Origin of the sequence: Streptomyces sp. ID05-26A, assembly GCF_033794685.1 — a bacterium.
In the GTDB taxonomy this organism is placed as follows: Bacteria; Actinomycetota; Actinomycetes; order Mycobacteriales; family Pseudonocardiaceae; genus Lentzea.
In genome coordinates this window covers 1,908,012-1,924,278 of sequence record NZ_JARAYZ010000002.1, presented here as the reverse complement: position 1 = coordinate 1,924,278, position 16,267 = coordinate 1,908,012, and the positions used below count along the sequence as shown (strand labels likewise).

The following is a 16,267-nucleotide window of genomic DNA, read 5'->3' as shown; positions in this document are numbered from 1 at the left end:
GCACCCGTAAGGACGTTGTCAGGCACCCCCTGATCAGGGATTTCGTGCTGCACGCTTCCGAGCGTCATCAAGAAAACCTTGTCGTTGAAGGGAGCGGCGTCATGGCCGACCTGGCCTACGCGTTGCTGCTGATCGGGAGTTTCGTCGTGCTGGGCCTGACGGTGCGTGGACTGGAGAAGTTGTGAGCACGGGTCTTGTCCCGAACGCCGTCGCCGGCGTGATCGCACTCGGGCTGATCGTCTACCTGTTCGTCGCACTCGTCAGGCCGGAGAAGTTCTGATGTCACCTCTCGTGGCCGGCCTCCTGCAGGTCGGCATCCTCCTCACGGCCCTGGCGGTCGTGTACCGGCCCCTCGGCGACCACATGGCCCGCGTGTTCACCGCCAAGGGCCACTTACGAGTCGAGCGAGTCGTCTACCGCTTCGCGCGGATCAACCCTGACGCGGAACAGAAGTGGAGCACCTACGCGTACGGCGTGCTGGGCTTCTCCTTCGTCAGCATCGTGTTCCTCTACGTCATCCAGCGCGTCCAGAGCGTGTTGCCGTGGAACTTCGACCGCGGCAACGTCCCCGAGGGCATGGCGTTCAACACCGCGATCAGCTTCGTGGCCAACACGAACTGGCAGTCGTACGTGCCGGAAGCCGTCATGGGCCACGCGGTCCAGATGATCGGCCTGACCGTGCAGAACTTCGTGTCGGCCGCGGTCGGCCTGGCGGTCGCCACAGCGCTGGTCCGTGGTTTCGTGCGGCACCAGACCGACCGGCTGGGCAACTTCTGGGTCGACCTCACCCGCGGCACGATCCGGATCCTGCTGCCGATCGCGTTCCTCGGCGCGATCGTGCTGATCGCGTTCGGTGTCACGATGTCGCTCAAGTCCGGTGTGGACGTCGACGGCCAGGTCGTGGCGAACGCACCCGTCGCCAGTCAGGAGGTCATCAAGGAGCTCGGCACCAACGGTGGCGGCGTCCTCAACGCGAACTCCGCGCACCCGTTCGAGAACCCGAACGAGTGGACGAACCTGATCGAGATCTTCCTGATCCTGGTGATCCCGGTCGCGCTGACCAGGACGTTCGGCCGGCTCGTCGGCAACCCCAAGCAGGGTTACGTCCTGCTCGGCGTCATGGGCGCGATCTGGACGGCCATGCTCGCGGTGATCTGGGCCGCTGAAGCGAACGGCATCAGGCCGTTGGAGGGCAAGGAACTCCGCTTCGGCATCCCCGGCAGCGCGATCTTCGCGGACGCCACCACCGGCACGTCGACCGGCGCGATCAACTCGCTGCACGACAGCTACACCGGGCTCGGCGGCGGTGCCACGCTGCTGAACATGCTGTTCGGCGAGATGACACCGGGCGGTGTCGGCACCGGCCTCTACAGCATCCTCGTGATGGCGATCATCGCGATGTTCCTGGCGGGCCTGATGGTCGGCCGCACACCCGAGTACCTCGGCAAGAAGCTGGGGCGCAAGGAGGTCACGGCCGCCGCGGTCTCGATCCTCGCGATGCCGACCGTGCTGCTGATCGGCGCGGGCATCGCCGCGATCCTGCCGAGCACGCAGGGAGCGTTGAACAACCCGGGCGAGCACGGCCTGTCCGAGATCCTCTACGCCTACGCGTCGGCGTCGAACAACAACGGGTCGGCGTTCGCCGGCATCACGGTGACGAACGACTGGTTCCAGTCGTCGCTCGGCCTGTGCATGCTGTTCGGCCGGTTCGTCCCGATCGTCGCGGTGCTGGCGCTCGCCGGTTCCCTCGCGGCGCAGAAGAAGGTGCCGGTCACGTCGGGCACGCTGCCCACCACCGGGCCGTTGTTCGCGACGCTGCTGACCGGCTCGATCGTCCTGGTCGCCGCGCTGACGTTCGTTCCCGCTCTCGCTCTCGGTCCCATCGCGGAGGCACTGCTGTGACCACGAAACCCGGTCTCGCGGCCGCTCTTCCCGAGGCCCTGAAGAAGCTCGACCCGCGACACCAGTTGCGCAGTCCCGTCATGTTCGTCGTGTGGGTGGGTTCGCTGCTCGTCACCGTGTTCGCGGTGACCGAACCGAGCGTGTTCACGATCGCCGTCGCGGCGTGGCTGTGGTTCACCGTGCTGTTCGCGAACCTCGCCGAGGCCGTCGCGGAAGGGCGCGGCAAGGCGCAGGCGGACTCGTTGCGGCGCACCAAGAAGGACGCCGTCGCCCGGCTCGTCAACGGGGACGTCGTGCCCGGCACCGAGCTCAAGATCGGTGACCTGGTCGTCGTCGAGGCGGGCGAGGTGATCCCCGGTGACGGTGACGTCGTCGAGGGCATCGCGACCGTGGACGAGTCGGCGATCACCGGTGAGTCGGCACCCGTCATCCGCGAGTCCGGCGGCGACCGGTGTGCGGTCACGGGTGGCACGACCGTGCTGTCGGACCGGATCGTCGTCCGGATCACGACCAGGCCCGGCGAGTCCTTCGTGGACCGGATGATCGCTCTTGTCGAAGGTGCCGAACGGCAGAAGACGCCGAACGAGATCGCGCTGACGATCCTGCTCTCGACGCTGACGATCATCTTCCTGCTGGCCGTCGTGGCGCTGCAGCCGTTCGCGATCTACTCCGGCGGCGAGCAGTCGGTGGTCGTGCTGACCGCGTTGCTGGTCTGCCTGATCCCGACGACCATCGGCGCGCTGCTGTCCGCGATCGGCATCGCGGGCATGGACCGGCTGGTGCAGCGCAACGTGCTGGCGACCTCGGGCAAGGCGGTCGAGGCCGCGGGCGACATCGACACGTTGCTGCTCGACAAGACCGGCACGATCACCTGGGGCAACCGGCGCGCGACCGAGTTCATCGCGATCGGGCCGACGTCCGACGAGGAGCTGGTCGCGGCCGCGCGGCTCGCGAGCCTCGCCGACGACACCCCGGAAGGTCGCAGCATCCTGGAACTGGCCGGGGGCGAGCCCGCGAGCGAGCACGAGAAGACCGGCGAGTTCGTGCCGTTCACGGCGCAGACCCGCATGTCCGGCATCGACCTGGGTGAGCGGGTGATCCGCAAGGGCGCCGCGTCGGCGTTCGAGCTGACCGACACCGCCCGCGAGATCGTGGACGAGATCAGCGCGCAGGGCGGCACGCCTTTGGTGGTGGCCGAGAACGGTCGCGTGCTCGGCATCATCCGGTTGTCGGACGTCGTGAAGCCCGGCATGAAGGAACGCTTCGCCGAGCTGCGCGCGATGGGCATCCGCACGGTCATGGTCACGGGCGACAACCCGTTGACCGCCAAGGCCATCGCCGAGGAGGCCGGTGTCGACGACTTCCTCGCGGAGGCCAAGCCCGAGGACAAGATGGCCCTGATCCGCAAGGAGCAGGAGGGCGGGCGGCTGGTCGCGATGACCGGTGACGGAACGAACGACGCCCCGGCGCTGGCCCAGGCGGACGTCGGTGTCGCGATGAACACGGGCACGTCGGCCGCGAAGGAGGCCGGCAACATGGTCGACCTCGACTCGGACCCGACCAAGCTCATCGAGATCGTGGAGATCGGCAAACAGCTGCTGATCACCCGCGGTGCGCTGACGACGTTCTCCGTGGCGAACGACCTGGCGAAGTACTTCGCGATCCTGCCCGCCATGTTCGCGGCGATCTACCCGGCGCTGGACAAGCTCAACATCATGCACCTGGCCACGCCGCAGTCCGCGATCCTGTCGGCGGTGATCTTCAACGCCCTGGTGATCGTGGCCCTGATCCCGCTGGCTCTGAAGGGTGTGCGCTACCGGCCGTCCAGCGCTTCGGCGTTGCTGCGGCGCAACCTGCTGATCTACGGACTGGGCGGCGTCGTGACGCCCTTCGCCGGGATCTGGCTGATCGACCTGCTCGTACGACTCATCCCCGGGATCGGCTGATGAACAACTTCCTCAAGCAGTCGTGGGCGGGTCTGCGGATCCTGCTCGCCCTCACGGTCCTCCTCGGCGTGCTGTACCCGTTGTCGGTCTGGGGCATCTCGCGCATCCCCGGCCTGCACGCCAACGCCGAGGCGCAGGACACCACGCTGGTGGCCGTCGCACGCGAGGGAGACCAGTACTTCGTGCCACGGCCGTCCGCCGCGACGCTGCCCGCGTCCGGCGGCTCGAACAAGAGCGAGATCAACGAGGACTACACCTTGGTCGTCGCCGAGCGCCGTACCGCTGTGGCGCAACGCGAAGGCGTGCCCGAGAGCGAGGTTCCGCAGGACGCCGTCACGGCCTCCGCCTCCGGTCTCGACCCGCACATCAGCCCGGAGTACGCGGCGTTGCAGGTGCCCCGTGTGGCGCGCGCGTCCGGGCTGTCCGTGGAGGAGGTGCGCGAGCTGGTCGCCTCCGCCACTCACGGCACCTTCACCACCACCGTCAACGTGACTGCGCTGAACCGTGCCATCGACAGCGCCACCCAGAACAATGGGCGTTGACGGTCGCCGGGGTGAGCTGAGGATCTACCTCGGCGCCGCTCCCGGCGTCGGCAAGACCTTCGCCATGCTCGGCGAGGCCCACCGGCGCCGGGAGCGCGGCACGGAGGTGGTCGCCGGACTCGTGGAGACCCACGGCCGGGACAAGACCGCCTCCCTGCTCCAGGACCTGGAAGTGGTGCCGCGCAGGGTTCTGCGGCACCGCGACCTCGAAGTGTCCGAAATGGACGTGGACGCGATCCTGGCCCGCAGGCCGGAGGTCGCGGTCGTCGACGAGCTCGCGCACACCAACGCGCCGGGCTCGCGCAACGAGAAGCGGTGGCAGGACGTCGAGGAGCTGCTCGAAGCGGGCATCGACGTCCTGTCCACGGTCAACGTCCAGCACCTGGAGTCGCTGAACGACGTCGTGGAGCGGATCACCGGTGTGCGGCAACGGGAGACCGTGCCGGACGAGGTGGTCCGCCGCGCCGAGCAGGTCGAGCTGATCGACATCACCCCCGAGGCGTTGCGACGGAGACTGGCCCACGGCAACGTCTACCCCGCGCACCGGATCGACGCCGCGCTGGGCAACTACTTCCGGCTCGGCAACCTGACGGCGTTGCGCGAGCTGGCGCTGCTGTGGGTGGCGGACCAGGTCGACGTCGCGTTGCAGCGGTACCGCAGCGAGAAGGAGATCACCGACACCTGGGAGACCAGGGAACGGGTCGTCGTGTCGATCACCGGCGGCCCGGAGAGCGAGACCCTGATCCGCCGCGCCCGCCGGATCGCGACGCGGGCCGGCGCGGAACTCCTGGTGGTGCACGTGCTGCGCGGCGACGGCCTGTCGGGTGTCACGCCCGAGCACATCGCCCGTTCCCGCAAGATCACCGAGGACGTCGGCGCGACGTTCCACTCGGTGGTCGGGGACGACGTGCCGACGGCGTTGCTGGAGTTCGCCCGCGGGGTCAACGCCACCCAGCTCGTGCTCGGGACATCCCGCAGGTCCCGCGTCGCGCGGGCGTTCGACGAGGGCATCGGCGCGGCCGTCGTGCAGGAGTCCGGCGCGATCGACGTCCACATGGTCACGCACGACGAGTCGCGGCGGGGCCTGCGGTGGAAGACCGGCGCGGACCCGCTGTCGTGGAAGCGTCGTTCGCTGGGCTGGGTGCTCTCGCTCGTGCTGCCCGCCGCCGTCACCGCGCTGGGCATGCTGTGGCGCGAAGAGCTGGACTTCTCGACCGACCTGGTGGTGTTCCTGCTGGCCACGTGTGTGGTGGCGATCGCGGGCGGACTGGGACCGGCGTTGCTCAGCGCCGTGATCGGGGCGGGTCTGCTGAACTACTTCTTCACCGAGCCGTACTACAGCCTCGCGGTGCGGACGCCGGAGAACGTGATCACGCTGGCGGCCATGGTGATCGTCGCGACCGTGGTGGCGCTGACGGTCGACCGGGCGGCACGGCTGGCGGAGCAGGGAGCACGGGCGCGGACCGAGGCGGCGTTGCTGGCCTCCTACGCGCGCACGGTCCTGACATCGCCTTATCCGCTGGCGAAGCTGCTGGAGAAGATCCGGGTGAACTTCGGCCTGGAGTCGGTGGTGCTGCTCGAACGACGGGACGGGGCCTGGACGCGGGTGGAGTGCGCAGGGCGTGATCTCGGGCCGGAGTCCGAGGTGACGGTCACCGCCGACGTGCGGTTGAAGCTGAGCGGACGGGTGCTGCCCGCGAGCGACCAGCGGGTGCTCGAGGCGGCGGCCGGACAGACGTTCATGGCCCTGCGCCAGCAACGCATGGCCGCCGATGCCCTGGGAGCGCAACGGAAAGCGGAGTCGGCCGAGCTGCGCACCGCGCTGCTGTCGGCCGTCGGCCACGATCTGCGCACGCCGCTGACGTCGATCAAGGCAGCTATCGGGAGCCTGCGCGACGCCTCGCTGCCACTGTCCGAAGAGGACACAGCCGAGCTGATGGAGACGGTGGAGGAGTCCGCGGACCGGCTGACCGGCCTGGTGGACAACCTCCTCGACTCGTCACGACTGGCGACCGGCTCGGTCGAACCCGTGCTGCGGCCCGTCGGCTACTACGAGGTCGTGGCACGGGCCCTGGCCGGCACCGGGGGAGAGGTGTCGGTGCTGGTGGACGAGGACCTGCCACCGGTGCTCGCGGACCTCGGCCTGCTGGAACGCGTGATCGCCAACGTGGTCGACAACGCCCTGCGGCACGGCCGTCCGTCCCCGGTCGCGATCCGCGCCAGCCACCACGGGTCGTCCGTCGAACTGCGGGTCGTCGACCACGGCCCCGGACTGCCGAAGAAGGCCGGGCACAAGGTGTTCGCGCCGTTCCAACGCCTCGGCGACCGCTCTGCCACACCGGGCGTCGGGCTCGGCCTGAGCGTCGCGAAGGGCTTCACCGCCGCGATGGGCGGGGAGATCAGTGTCGAGGACACCCCGGGCGGTGGCCTGACCGTGGTCATCTCGCTGCCCGCCTACGAAGAGAGTTCCGGATGACGTCAGTGCTGGTGGTCGACGACGAACCGCAGATCGTGCGCGCGCTGAGGATCAACCTCAGCGCGCGGGGCTACGACGTGATGACGGCCTACGACGGCAAGTCCGCGCTGGGCGTCGCCGTCGAGGGCAAACCGGACGTGGTCGTGCTCGACCTCGGCCTGCCCGACATCGACGGCGTGGACGTGATCGCCGGCCTGCGCGGCTGGTCCTCGATCCCGATCATCGTGCTGTCCGCGCGCACCGACTCGTCGGCCAAGGTCGAGGCCCTCGACGCGGGCGCCGACGACTACGTGACCAAGCCGTTCGGGATGGACGAGCTGCTGGCCAGGCTGCGCGCCGCCGTCCGTCGCAACGCGGCCCGCGAGGACGGCGACCCGATCGTCGAGACGGCGTCGTTCGTGGTCGACCTGGCGGTGAAGAAGGTGCGGCGGAACGGCCACGAGGTCCACCTGACGCCGACCGAGTGGGGTCTGGTCGAGATCCTGGCGCGCAACCCCGGCCGGCTCGTGTCGCAACGGCAGCTGCTGCAGGAGGTGTGGGGACCGATGCACGTCAACGAGTCGCAGTACCTGCGCGTCTACTTCGCCCAGTTGCGGCGCAAGCTGGAGGACGACCCGGCACACCCGCGTCATCTCGTCACCGAACCCGGGATGGGGTACCGGTTCGAGGTGTGAGGTTGACGCGGAGTCGTGAGAGCGCTTCCATGGAAGTCCGCTGCCGCACGATCGTGACAGAGAGGTCATCGTCGTGGCTCGAAAACTCACGCGCGTTCTGCTGGGACTGGCCCTGGTCCTCCCGCTCTCCGGCATCGCGCAGGCAGCGGTCCCACCCACCCCGCCGGGCTGGTCCCTGGCCTGGTCGGACGACTTCACCGGCGGCAACAACACCGCCCCGAACGGCACCAACTGGATCGTCGACACCGGCCACGGTTACCCCGGCGGCCCCGGCAACTGGGGCACCGGCGAGATCCAGCGCTACACCAACGACCGCGCGAACCTGGCCCTCGACGGCTCCGGCAACCTGCGGATCACACCGCTGCGGGCCGCGAATGGCGAGTGGACGTCGGCGCGCATCGAGACCCGCCGGTCGAACTTCAAGGCACCCGCGGGCGGCGTCCTGCGCATCGAGAGCCGCCTCCAGATGCCGAACGTCACCGGTGCGGCGGCGTTGGGCTACTGGCCGGCGTTCTGGGCCCTGGGGTCGCCGTACCGCGGCAACTACTGGAACTGGCCGAGCATCGGCGAGTTCGACGTGATGGAGAACGTCAACGGCATCAACAGCGTCTGGGGCGTGCTGCACTGCGGCGTCAACCCCGGCGGCCCGTGCAACGAGACCAACGGCCTCGGCGCGTCCCGGGCATGCCCCGGCAGCACCTGCCAGTCGGCGTTCCACACCTACCGCTTCGAGTGGGACCGTTCGGTCAGCCCGAACCAGCTGCGGTGGTACGTCGACGGTCAGCAGTTCCACACCGTGCGGCAGAACCAGATGGACGCCACGTCGTGGAACAACATGACCTCCCACCAGGGTTACTTCATCCTGCTGAACGTGGCGATCGGCGGCGCGTTCCCGAACGGTGTGGCCGGGCGTGCGACGCCGACCGCGCAGACCACGCCCGGCAGGCCGATGCTGGTCGACTACGTGGCGGTGTGGACCCGGCCGTAGATCCGGGGGTCAGCCCCACTGCTCCGCCTCCCGCAGGTCGCTACCTTGGGTGACAAGGGGTGGGAGCAGTGGGGGAACTGGCGCGCCGGGACGTGCTGTCCTGGCTGGGCAAAGGAGCGCTCGGAGCCGTCGCGCTGGGAGCCGTGGGTCGGCCCGCGTCCGCGGCGAGCGGTGTGACCGTGCTGCGAGGGGCGACCCTCATCGACGGCACCGGCCGCGCACCGGTCCGGGACGCGACCATCGTGCTGGCCGGTGATCGGATCCTGGCCGCCGGCCGGCACCGCGATCTGCCGCGGGGCGTGCGCGTGATCGACGTCGCGGGCAAGTACGTGATCCCGGGTCTGTGGGACATGCACACCCACGCGACGTTCTTCGAGAACACCGTCGCGCCGTTGCACGTGGTCCAAGGCGTCACCGGAATCCGCGAGATGTGGGGCATGCCCGAGACGCACGACACCCGCCGTCGTGTCGAGTCGGGTGAGATCCTCGGCCCGCGCATGGTGATCGCCAGCGCGATCGTCGACGGGCCCGGTTCGATCTGGCCCGGCTCGGACGTCGTCCGCACTCCCGAGGAGGCCCGTGCGGCGGTGCGGCGCGCGAGGGACGGGGGAGCGGACTTCGTCAAGGTGTACTCGTTCCTGTCGCCGGAGTGCCACGCCGCCATCGCGGACGAGGCGAAGAGGCTCCGGATCCCGTTCGCGGGCCACGTCCCGGCCCGTGTCCCGGTGCAGGACGCGCTCGCCCAGCACACCCACGAACACCTCTACAACCTGTTCACGTCCACTTCGGACGATGCCGAGGCCCTCTACGCCCGGCTCCGGGCGATGCCCGACGACCCGGCCGACCCGAACTGGTGGGGCCGTCACGCGGGCCGGATCGAACGGGCCGCCGTCGCCACCCACTCACCGGCCCGCGCTCGGCGACTGTTCGCCGCGATGGCCGGACGTGTCTGGGAGTCGCCGACGCTCTTCGTCGAACGCAACATGTCCCGCTCACCCGAGGCCATCACGAACGACCCGGTGGCCCTCGAACGCATGCGGTACATCCCGGTGGACATGCGCGCGCAGTGGCAGCAGATCATGTCCGGCCGGCCCACCCGTTCGCCCGAGGAAGTGGCCGAGCTGAGGAAGTTCGGTGACGCCCGGATGCGCCTGCTCCGGCAGATGCACGAGGCCGGAGTGGGTGTCGTCGCGGGCACCGACGCGGGTTTCGCCTACGTCTTCCCGGGTTTCTCGCTGCACGACGAGCTCGCGTTGCTGGTGCAGGCCGGTCTCACGCCCGAGGCGGCGCTCCAGGCCGCCACCCGCGACGCCGCGCGCTGCCTCGGACTGGAGCACGAGACGGGCACGGTCACGCCGGGCAAGCAGGCCGACCTGGTCGTGCTGGACGCGGATCCGCTGCGGGACATCACGAACGTCGGCCGGGTGCATGCCGTCGTGAGCCGCGGCCGCTACCTCGGACCCGCCGACCGGGCCCGGATCCTGCGCGAGATCGAGGTCGCCGCACAGGAGTCCGCCGAGGTCCCGGCGACTCCCGCGGGGTGTGCGCACTGACGTTGTGGCCCGCGCCACCGCGCTCGTCAGGATCGCGTCAAGGCGGGACCCGCGCGTGTCAGGGTCTCGTCCGGGACCTGTCGGCAACGCGTCACCGGGCGTGTGCTGAACGCATGACACTCGCGGAGTTGTTGCCCAGCATCGGATGCTCCACCGAACCGGTGCTGGAAGAGGGTCTCTGGCCGGACGGTACCGAGGGCACCGGCCAGGACCTCCTCATCGGTGGACTCCCGGCCACCCAACTGGCGGCGCGCTTCGGCACCCCGTGCCAGGTCCTCGACGAACAGACCGTCCGCACCAGGGCGAGGGCCTTCCGCACCGCGCTCCCGCGGGCCGAGGTCGTGTTCGCGGGCAAGTCGTTGCCCTGTCCCGAGGTCTACCGCTGGATGGCGCAGGAGGGCCTGTCCCTGGACGTCTCGTCGGCCGGGGAACTGGCGCTCGCGAGGGCGGCGGGCTTCCCGGCGAGCCGGATCATCCTGCACGGCAACGTGAAGACGTCCGAGGACCTCAAGGCCGCGCTGGAGTACGGCGTCTCCAGGATCGTCGTCGACTCGCTCGACGAGATCGCCCAGCTCGGCGCCCTCGCGACGCACGGCCAGGAGGTCATGATCCGCGTGACTCCCGGCGTCGACGCCCACACGCACGCCAAGATCGCGACCGGTGTCGAGGACCAGAAGTTCGGGTTCTCCCTCGCGTCCGGCGCCGCCCTGGAGGCGATCCTGCGCGTGGTCGAGCAGCCGTCGTTGAGGCTCGTCGGCCTGCATTGCCACATCGGCTCGCAGGTCAGGCACGTCGCGAGTTACGAGGAGGCCGTGCGGCGGATGGTCGGCCTGATCGCGTCCTGCGGCACCAGGATCGAGCAGCTCGACCTCGGCGGCGGCTTCTGCGCACCGTATCTGAAGGGCGACACCGCCTTTGATCTGGCGGGATTCGCCCACCGCGTCACCGGCGCTCTGAACTACGAGTGCGCGCTGCACCGCGTCCCGCCTCCACGGCTGCTCGTCGAACCCGGCCGCGCGATCGTCGCGAACGCCGGTGTCACCCTCTACCGGGTGTGCGCGGTGAAGGAGTCCTCTCGTACGTTCGTGGCGGTCGACGGAGGCATGAGCGACAACCCGCGTCCGGCGTTGTACGGCGCCGAGTACGTCGTCCGGCTGGTGGGCCGAGGTGGCCGGCCGAAGCCGGTGACGGTGGTGGGACGGCACTGCGAGGCGGGTGACGTGCTGGCCGAGGACGTGCTGATCCCGGGTGACGTGCACGCCGGTGACCTGCTGGCCGTCCCCGCCACGGGCGCCTACCACCACGCGCTGGCCTCCAACTACAACCAGGTCTGCCGCCCGCCGGTCGTCGCCGTGAAGGACGGGGTCGCGAGGCCGATCGTGCGCAGGGAGACCGAGGAGGACCTGCTGCGCCGGTACGTTTGATCGTTCAGGCGTCGAGTCCGCGGAGGAAACGGCTTGCGGCCGGTCGGTAGGTTTGCGGCGTGGCCGAATCCCGGAGCGACCTGCTGCGCTGGCAGTTCGAGATGACCTGGTCGTTGTTCGAGTACCACCTCGACCTGCTCGAACCGGAGGACATCGGCTGGGAACCCGGGAGCGCCCACGTCTTCACGATGCGCCACAACGGCACGACCTGGGAGCGGGACTGGCCGACGCCCGAGCAGGAGTCCGCCGGGGTCGCCACGATCGCCTGGCTGACGTGGCACATCGGCTGGTGGTGGACGGCGGCGATCGACCACGTGCGCGAGCAGGAGCCGCGTGAGGTCACGTGGCCGGGGCCGGAGAAGGCGATCGGCTGGCTGCGACGGCTGAAGGACGAGTGGCTCGAGACGGTCGACGGCGCCGACCTCGACGCCGCGACCACGTTCCCGTGGCCGGACGGCGCCTTGACGGTGGCGCACACAGTGGCGTGGGTGAACGCGGAGTTGATGAAGAACGTGGCCGAGATCGGGCAGTTGCGGCGGCTGGTCCGGCGGTGACGAGCCCGAGAGGACGGAGTTCGTTCAACTAGGCTGAGTCGCATGGACTTGGGCGTCGTCGTCGCGGAACGGCAGATCGAGGGCAAGGCACCGGACGGATCACCGGTCGAGGTGGTGATCAGGTTCGGTGCCCCGCGCCCGGACCCGTTGAGCGACACCGGGGACTGGGAGTGTCCACATCAGATCGGCGACGACGCCGTGGACGCCGCGTACGGCGTCGACTCGTTGCAGGCCCTGCTGCTCAGCGTCTGCGCCGTGCGGATCAAGCTGGCCGAGTCGGACGCCACCCTGGACTGGATGGGGATGCCCGAGCTCGGCCTGACGGTCGAGCCCCCGCTCAGCTAGCGAAGACGGGGTAGTGGTCGGACAGGTCGTCGAAGGTGTACTTGCGCCCCCACGACCAGATCGACCACTCCGGACTCTTCACGCGCCGGGTCTCGTTGCGCAGCGCGGGGCCCTGCACCGTCAGCACGTAGTCGAGGTGCTCGGAGGCGTACTCCGGCCCGTACTGGTCGCGGCAGACGCTGTTGTCCGCGCAGTCCCACGAGAACGGGTGCCCGCCGATCTCGGGCGTCCGCGCGCCCAGTTCCGCCACCATCGCGGGGAACTCGGCGCTCGCCTTGATCACGTTCAGGTCGCCCGCCACGTACACGGACTCGGCGGCAGGGATGTTCCGCGCGGCCAGGAACGCCTTGATCTCAGCCCGCTGCTTCGCCCGGAAACCGCCCGGCGCGCTCGTGCACGTCGAGTCCTCGGCCTGCATGTGCGTACCGATCACGTGCAGCGGCCCGGACGGCGCGTCGATCCGCACGTACGCGAACCCCTTGTTGGAGAACCAGTCCGCGCCACAGCCGTCCCGGTAGACGTGCTGGACGCGCGTGGTGATCGGCCAGCGGCTCAGCACCGCGACACCGCCGTCCTCGGGCGTCGAGTCGCTGTACTTCCCGCTCGTCACGTCCCATCCGGCCTTGCTGCGGCCCAGCACCGGAGTCTGGTGCGGGTAGGTGTCGCGCAGGTTCGCGAGCAGCCGGTCCGAGGCGGCGTTGTCGAAGGCCTCGTTGAGCACGACGACGTCCTGCCCGTTCAGCACGCCGGTGCTGTCGATCAGGTCGGCGCGGGCGACCTGGCCCCAGTTCGGGTAGAGGTTCCGCGACAGCATGAAGACGTTGTAGGTGGCGATCTTCGGGGTGGTGGGAGCCGCGACCGCCGGGGTGGCGACCGAGAGCGTCAGCACGACGGCGGCGGCGAGCGTGATCAGGCGCATGAGGTCCGATGGTGACGGACGTGAAACTCTTTCACAACCGTCGGAGGGTGACCCGATGGTGTCGTATCGATTAAGAGCTGATGCAGCCCGGCCGGCCTCAGACCGGCTTGCGCCACACGGAGATGTGCTTCGCGGAGTCCTGGGTGAACGGAGCCCCGTCCCAGTCCGCGACGCGGCGTTCCAGCTCGAGCCCGGCGATCCGTGCCATCAGGTCGAGCTCCGCCGGCCAGGCGTACCGGTGCCGGGAGTTGTTGCGGCGGTAGCGACCGTCGTCGCCGTCTTGGGTGAAGTGGTGCGAAACGAGGATCTGCTCGACCAGGTCGAAGGTGTCGAAGCCGAGGTGGTGCTCAGAGACGTCGAACGGCACCGCGACCTGGCCGGGCGGCAGGAACCGCAGCGGCGGCACACCCAGCTCGATGACGAATCGGCCGCCGGGCTCCAGGTGCCGTGCGGCGTTGCGGAAGCACTCGACCTGCTCGTCCTGGGTGAGCAGGTTCGTGATGGTGTTGTAGACGAGGTAGACCAGGGAGAACTCACCGGGAACGACGGTGGTGGCCATGTCCCCGACGGCCACGGGGAGCGTGTCCTCGTCGATCTTGCGCCGCAGCACCGCCGCCATGTGCTCGGACAGTTCGATGCCTGCCACCGGCACGCCGCGTTCCCGGAGCGGGACTCCCACTCGTCCGGTTCCGATGGCGAACTCCAGCGCCCGGCCGTCTCCGGCGAGCCCGGCGAGAAAAGCGAGAGTCGGTTCGAGAACGGCAGCCGAGAACGCTTCGGTCTCCTCGGCGTCGTAGCGATCGGCGATCGCACGGGTCCACAGTTCGCTGCTCGTCACGGACGACCACTGTGCCGAGCGCCGAAGGCGCTGTCGACGCATTTACGCCGCGACGCGGCGTATACCGCTCACGGCTCAGCGCAGCCGGTCGAGGTCCGCCCCCGACTTGTCGACCAGCGCCCGCATCGCCTCGTACGCCGCCTCGGGGTCGCGTGCGGAGATCGCGTCCAGCACCGCGCGGTGTGACGGCACCGGGTCGTCGTCCACCGTTCCGTGCACGAGCTTGTCCCGCTCGGCGAGTCCGATCGCGATGATCCGCTCGACCTGCGTCAGGAACGCGTTGTGCGTGGCGGCCATGAGCAGCCGGTGGAACTCCAGGTCCGCCCGGACGGTCGCGGCGAGGTCGCGGGCCACCGCCATCCGGTCGAGGGCCGCGCCGAGGGCCTCGATGTCGGCGTCGGACGCGCGTTCGGCGGCCAGGCGAGCGGCGGCGGGTTCGACGATCACGCGCATCTCGGTGAGTTCGTCGAACAGGCTGTGGTCGGTGTTGCCGGCCTGGGTCTGCCAGCGCATCACGTCGGTGTCGAGGAGGTTCCACGACGAGCGCGGCTGCACGAACGTGCCGCGCTTCTGCCTGGCGTCGATCATGCCCTTGGCCGAGAGGACCTTCAGGGCCTCGCGCAGCGCGGTCAGCGACACGTCGAGTTCCTCGCGCAGCGCCGGGAGGTCGAGGGTGTCGCCCTCGCCGATCTCACCGGCGAGAATCCGGCCCGCCAGCGCCTCGACGGTCTGCCCGTGCACGCCACGAAGCCGCTTTTCGTTCATGAGGTCAGAGCATACGGCACATCATAAATTATGAATTATTCTTGACTTGATCATGGTCAGCGCGCACTCTTCTCAGCCATGGACAGGCGTCACTTCCTCCGCGTCACCGCTGCCGCCGGAGCCGGGTTGCTGGTCAGCGGCACGGCATCCTGCGCCACCTCGGCGTCCTCCGGCCCGGTCACCCAGGCCGCCGGCACGGCCACGATCCAGTCGAACCTCTCGGCGCCCGCTGCGAAAGCGGCGATCGACGCACTGGTGAAGGCGTTCAACGACAAGAAGGGCGCGCAGGCCTCGGTCAACACCGTGGCCTCCGAGACCTTCCGGACCCAGCTGCCCAGCTACCTCACCTCGGCCACCCCGCCCGACCTCTTCACCTGGTATCCCGGCGCACTGCTCAAGGGGTACGAGGAGAAGGGCCTGCTGCTCGACGTCAGAGACGTCTGGCAGACGATGGGCGACTACCCCCAGTCGTTCAAGACGTTGAGCGGCAAGGTGTTCGTGCCGACGACGTACTACTGGTGGGGCAACTTCTACCGCAAGTCCCACTTCGCCAAGTGGGGAGTCACCCCGCCTAAGACCTGGGACGAGTACGTCGAGCTGTGCAGGACGTTGCAGGGCAAGGGTGTCATCCCGATCGGCATGGGCGCGGGCTCGGACTCGCCGTGGACCGCGTCCGCGTGGTTCGACTACTTCAACATCCGCATCAACGGCGCGCCGTTCCACCGCGAACTCCTGGCGGGCAAGCACCGTTTCGACGACCCGAAGGTCAGGGCGGTCTTCACGAAGTGGCGCGAGGTGCTGCCCTACACCGACCCGAACGGCACCGCGATCGGCTTCCAGGAGGCCACGACCGCGATGTTGCAGGGCCGCACGGGAATGCTGCTCACCGGCGCGTTCTTCGCCGACGCGGCACCGAAGGACGCGATCGACGACATCGACTTCTTCCGGTTCCCGATCATCGACCCGGCCGTGCCGCTGGCGGAGGAGGGCCCGACCGACGGCTTCTTCGCGAGCGCCAAGTCACCGCACGTCAAGGAACTGAAGGAGTTCCTGACCTACGCGGCGACAGCGGAAGGCCAGGAGGCCTACATCAAGGCCTCGTCCGGCACGGTCCTGCCGACGCACCCGAACGCCAAGGACTCCGGCACGCCGCTGGTCACGAAGGGCCGCCTGCACCTCAAGGAGGCCGCGGAGATCACCCAGTTCTTCAACCGCGACTCCAGCGACGCCCTGCAGCCCACCGCGGACGCCGCGCTGGTCAAGTTCCTCCAGCAGCCCGACCAGCTGGACACGATCCTGACGACGTGGCAGAAGGCCGCCGAGCAGGTGTGGTCGAGCTGA

The 16,267-nt window shown here is 69.3% G+C and carries 15 protein-coding genes and 1 pseudogene; 13 read left to right on the top strand and 3 right to left on the bottom strand.

All coding sequences use genetic code 11. The features are described from left to right. Positions 1-44: 44 nt before the first annotated feature. From PV646_RS24365 to PV646_RS24310, 12 genes and pseudogenes are all read left to right on the top strand, one after another. Positions 45-185, top strand: coding sequence for a hypothetical protein (locus PV646_RS24365; RefSeq protein ID WP_500344497.1), 141 nt, complete (start codon positions 45-47; stop codon positions 183-185). After that, positions 182-280: a K(+)-transporting ATPase subunit F gene (gene kdpF / locus PV646_RS24360; protein WP_500344496.1), complete on the top strand. Its 99-nt coding sequence runs from the start codon at positions 182-184 to the stop codon at positions 278-280. The genes PV646_RS24365 and kdpF overlap by 4 nt, the downstream gene beginning before the upstream one ends. Beyond that, a complete protein-coding gene (gene kdpA, locus PV646_RS24355; protein ID WP_500344495.1) occupies positions 280-1,902 on the top strand; it encodes a potassium-transporting ATPase subunit KdpA in 1,623 nt (540 codons plus the stop codon). The genes kdpF and kdpA overlap by 1 nt, the downstream gene beginning before the upstream one ends. Next, the gene (gene kdpB, locus PV646_RS24350) at positions 1,899-3,848 is read left to right on the top strand and encodes a potassium-transporting ATPase subunit KdpB (protein ID WP_500344494.1); all 1,950 of its coding nucleotides are present in this window, start codon (positions 1,899-1,901) and stop codon (positions 3,846-3,848) included. The genes kdpA and kdpB overlap by 4 nt, the downstream gene beginning before the upstream one ends. Beyond that, positions 3,848-4,390, top strand: coding sequence for a potassium-transporting ATPase subunit C (locus PV646_RS24345; protein ID WP_500344493.1), 543 nt, complete (start codon positions 3,848-3,850; stop codon positions 4,388-4,390). The genes kdpB and PV646_RS24345 overlap by 1 nt, the downstream gene beginning before the upstream one ends. Further along, on the top strand, positions 4,380-6,866 hold the full coding sequence (locus PV646_RS24340) for a DUF4118 domain-containing protein (protein WP_500344492.1): 2,487 nt from the start codon (positions 4,380-4,382) through the stop codon (positions 6,864-6,866). Before PV646_RS24345 ends, PV646_RS24340 begins: the two co-directional genes overlap by 11 nt. Beyond that, positions 6,863-7,540 carry a response regulator gene (locus PV646_RS24335; protein ID WP_500344491.1) on the top strand — a complete coding sequence of 226 codons (678 nt, stop codon included), beginning with the start codon at positions 6,863-6,865 and terminating at the stop codon, positions 7,538-7,540. Before PV646_RS24340 ends, PV646_RS24335 begins: the two co-directional genes overlap by 4 nt. 97 nt (positions 7,541-7,637) lie before the next feature. Then, positions 7,638-8,522: pseudogene (locus PV646_RS24330) on the top strand (glycoside hydrolase family 16 protein); the annotation flags it as partial. Positions 8,523-8,596: 74 nt separating this feature from the next. Continuing rightward, positions 8,597-10,081, top strand: coding sequence for an amidohydrolase family protein (locus tag PV646_RS24325; RefSeq protein ID WP_500344490.1), 1,485 nt, complete (start codon positions 8,597-8,599; stop codon positions 10,079-10,081). A gap of 113 nt (positions 10,082-10,194) precedes the next feature. Beyond that, the gene (gene lysA / locus PV646_RS24320) at positions 10,195-11,505 is read left to right on the top strand and encodes a diaminopimelate decarboxylase (protein WP_500344489.1); all 1,311 of its coding nucleotides are present in this window, start codon (positions 10,195-10,197) and stop codon (positions 11,503-11,505) included. Between the two features lie 59 nt (positions 11,506-11,564). Next, positions 11,565-12,059, top strand: a complete 495-nt coding sequence (locus tag PV646_RS24315) for a DinB family protein (protein WP_500344488.1) — start codon at positions 11,565-11,567, stop codon at positions 12,057-12,059. Positions 12,060-12,101: 42 nt separating this feature from the next. Then, complete coding sequence (locus PV646_RS24310) at positions 12,102-12,404, top strand: DUF6968 family protein (protein ID WP_500344487.1); 303 nt, start codon at positions 12,102-12,104, stop codon at positions 12,402-12,404. Here PV646_RS24310 and sph read toward each other — a convergent pair. The 3 genes from sph to PV646_RS24295 form a co-directional block, all read right to left on the bottom strand. After that, the gene (gene sph, locus PV646_RS24305; RefSeq protein WP_500344486.1) at positions 12,397-13,323 is read right to left on the bottom strand and encodes a sphingomyelin phosphodiesterase; all 927 of its coding nucleotides are present in this window, start codon (positions 13,321-13,323) and stop codon (positions 12,397-12,399) included. The genes PV646_RS24310 and sph overlap by 8 nt on opposite strands. Before the next feature lie 97 nt (positions 13,324-13,420). Beyond that, positions 13,421-14,161: a class I SAM-dependent DNA methyltransferase gene (locus PV646_RS24300; RefSeq protein ID WP_500344485.1), complete on the bottom strand. Its 741-nt coding sequence runs from the start codon at positions 14,159-14,161 to the stop codon at positions 13,421-13,423. 75 nt (positions 14,162-14,236) lie between these two features. After that, positions 14,237-14,926 (bottom strand): FadR/GntR family transcriptional regulator, encoded by a 690-nt coding sequence (locus PV646_RS24295; protein ID WP_500344484.1) that lies wholly within the window; start codon positions 14,924-14,926, stop codon positions 14,237-14,239. A gap of 78 nt (positions 14,927-15,004) precedes the next feature. On the opposite strand from PV646_RS24295, the gene PV646_RS24290 reads away from it, so the two are divergent. Beyond that, on the top strand, positions 15,005-16,267 hold the full coding sequence (locus tag PV646_RS24290; protein ID WP_500344483.1) for an ABC transporter substrate-binding protein: 1,263 nt from the start codon (positions 15,005-15,007) through the stop codon (positions 16,265-16,267).

Bases quoted from the DNA above. Each gene is read 5' to 3' on its own strand.
- PV646_RS24345 (WP_500344493.1), top strand. From the start codon at position 3,848: ATGAACAACTTCCTCAAGCAGTCGTGGGCGGGTCTGCGGATCCTGCTC.
- PV646_RS24290 (WP_500344483.1), top strand. From the start codon at position 15,005: ATGGACAGGCGTCACTTCCTCCGCGTCACCGCTGCCGCCGGAGCCGGG.
- PV646_RS24295 (WP_500344484.1), bottom strand. From the start codon at position 14,926: ATGAACGAAAAGCGGCTTCGTGGCGTGCACGGGCAGACCGTCGAGGCG.
- PV646_RS24335 (WP_500344491.1), top strand. From the start codon at position 6,863: ATGACGTCAGTGCTGGTGGTCGACGACGAACCGCAGATCGTGCGCGCG.
- lysA (WP_500344489.1), top strand. From the start codon at position 10,195: ATGACACTCGCGGAGTTGTTGCCCAGCATCGGATGCTCCACCGAACCG.
- PV646_RS24340 (WP_500344492.1), top strand. From the start codon at position 4,380: ATGGGCGTTGACGGTCGCCGGGGTGAGCTGAGGATCTACCTCGGCGCC.
- kdpA (WP_500344495.1), top strand. From the start codon at position 280: ATGTCACCTCTCGTGGCCGGCCTCCTGCAGGTCGGCATCCTCCTCACG.
- PV646_RS24310 (WP_500344487.1), top strand. From the start codon at position 12,102: ATGGACTTGGGCGTCGTCGTCGCGGAACGGCAGATCGAGGGCAAGGCA.
- sph (WP_500344486.1), bottom strand. From the start codon at position 13,323: ATGCGCCTGATCACGCTCGCCGCCGCCGTCGTGCTGACGCTCTCGGTC.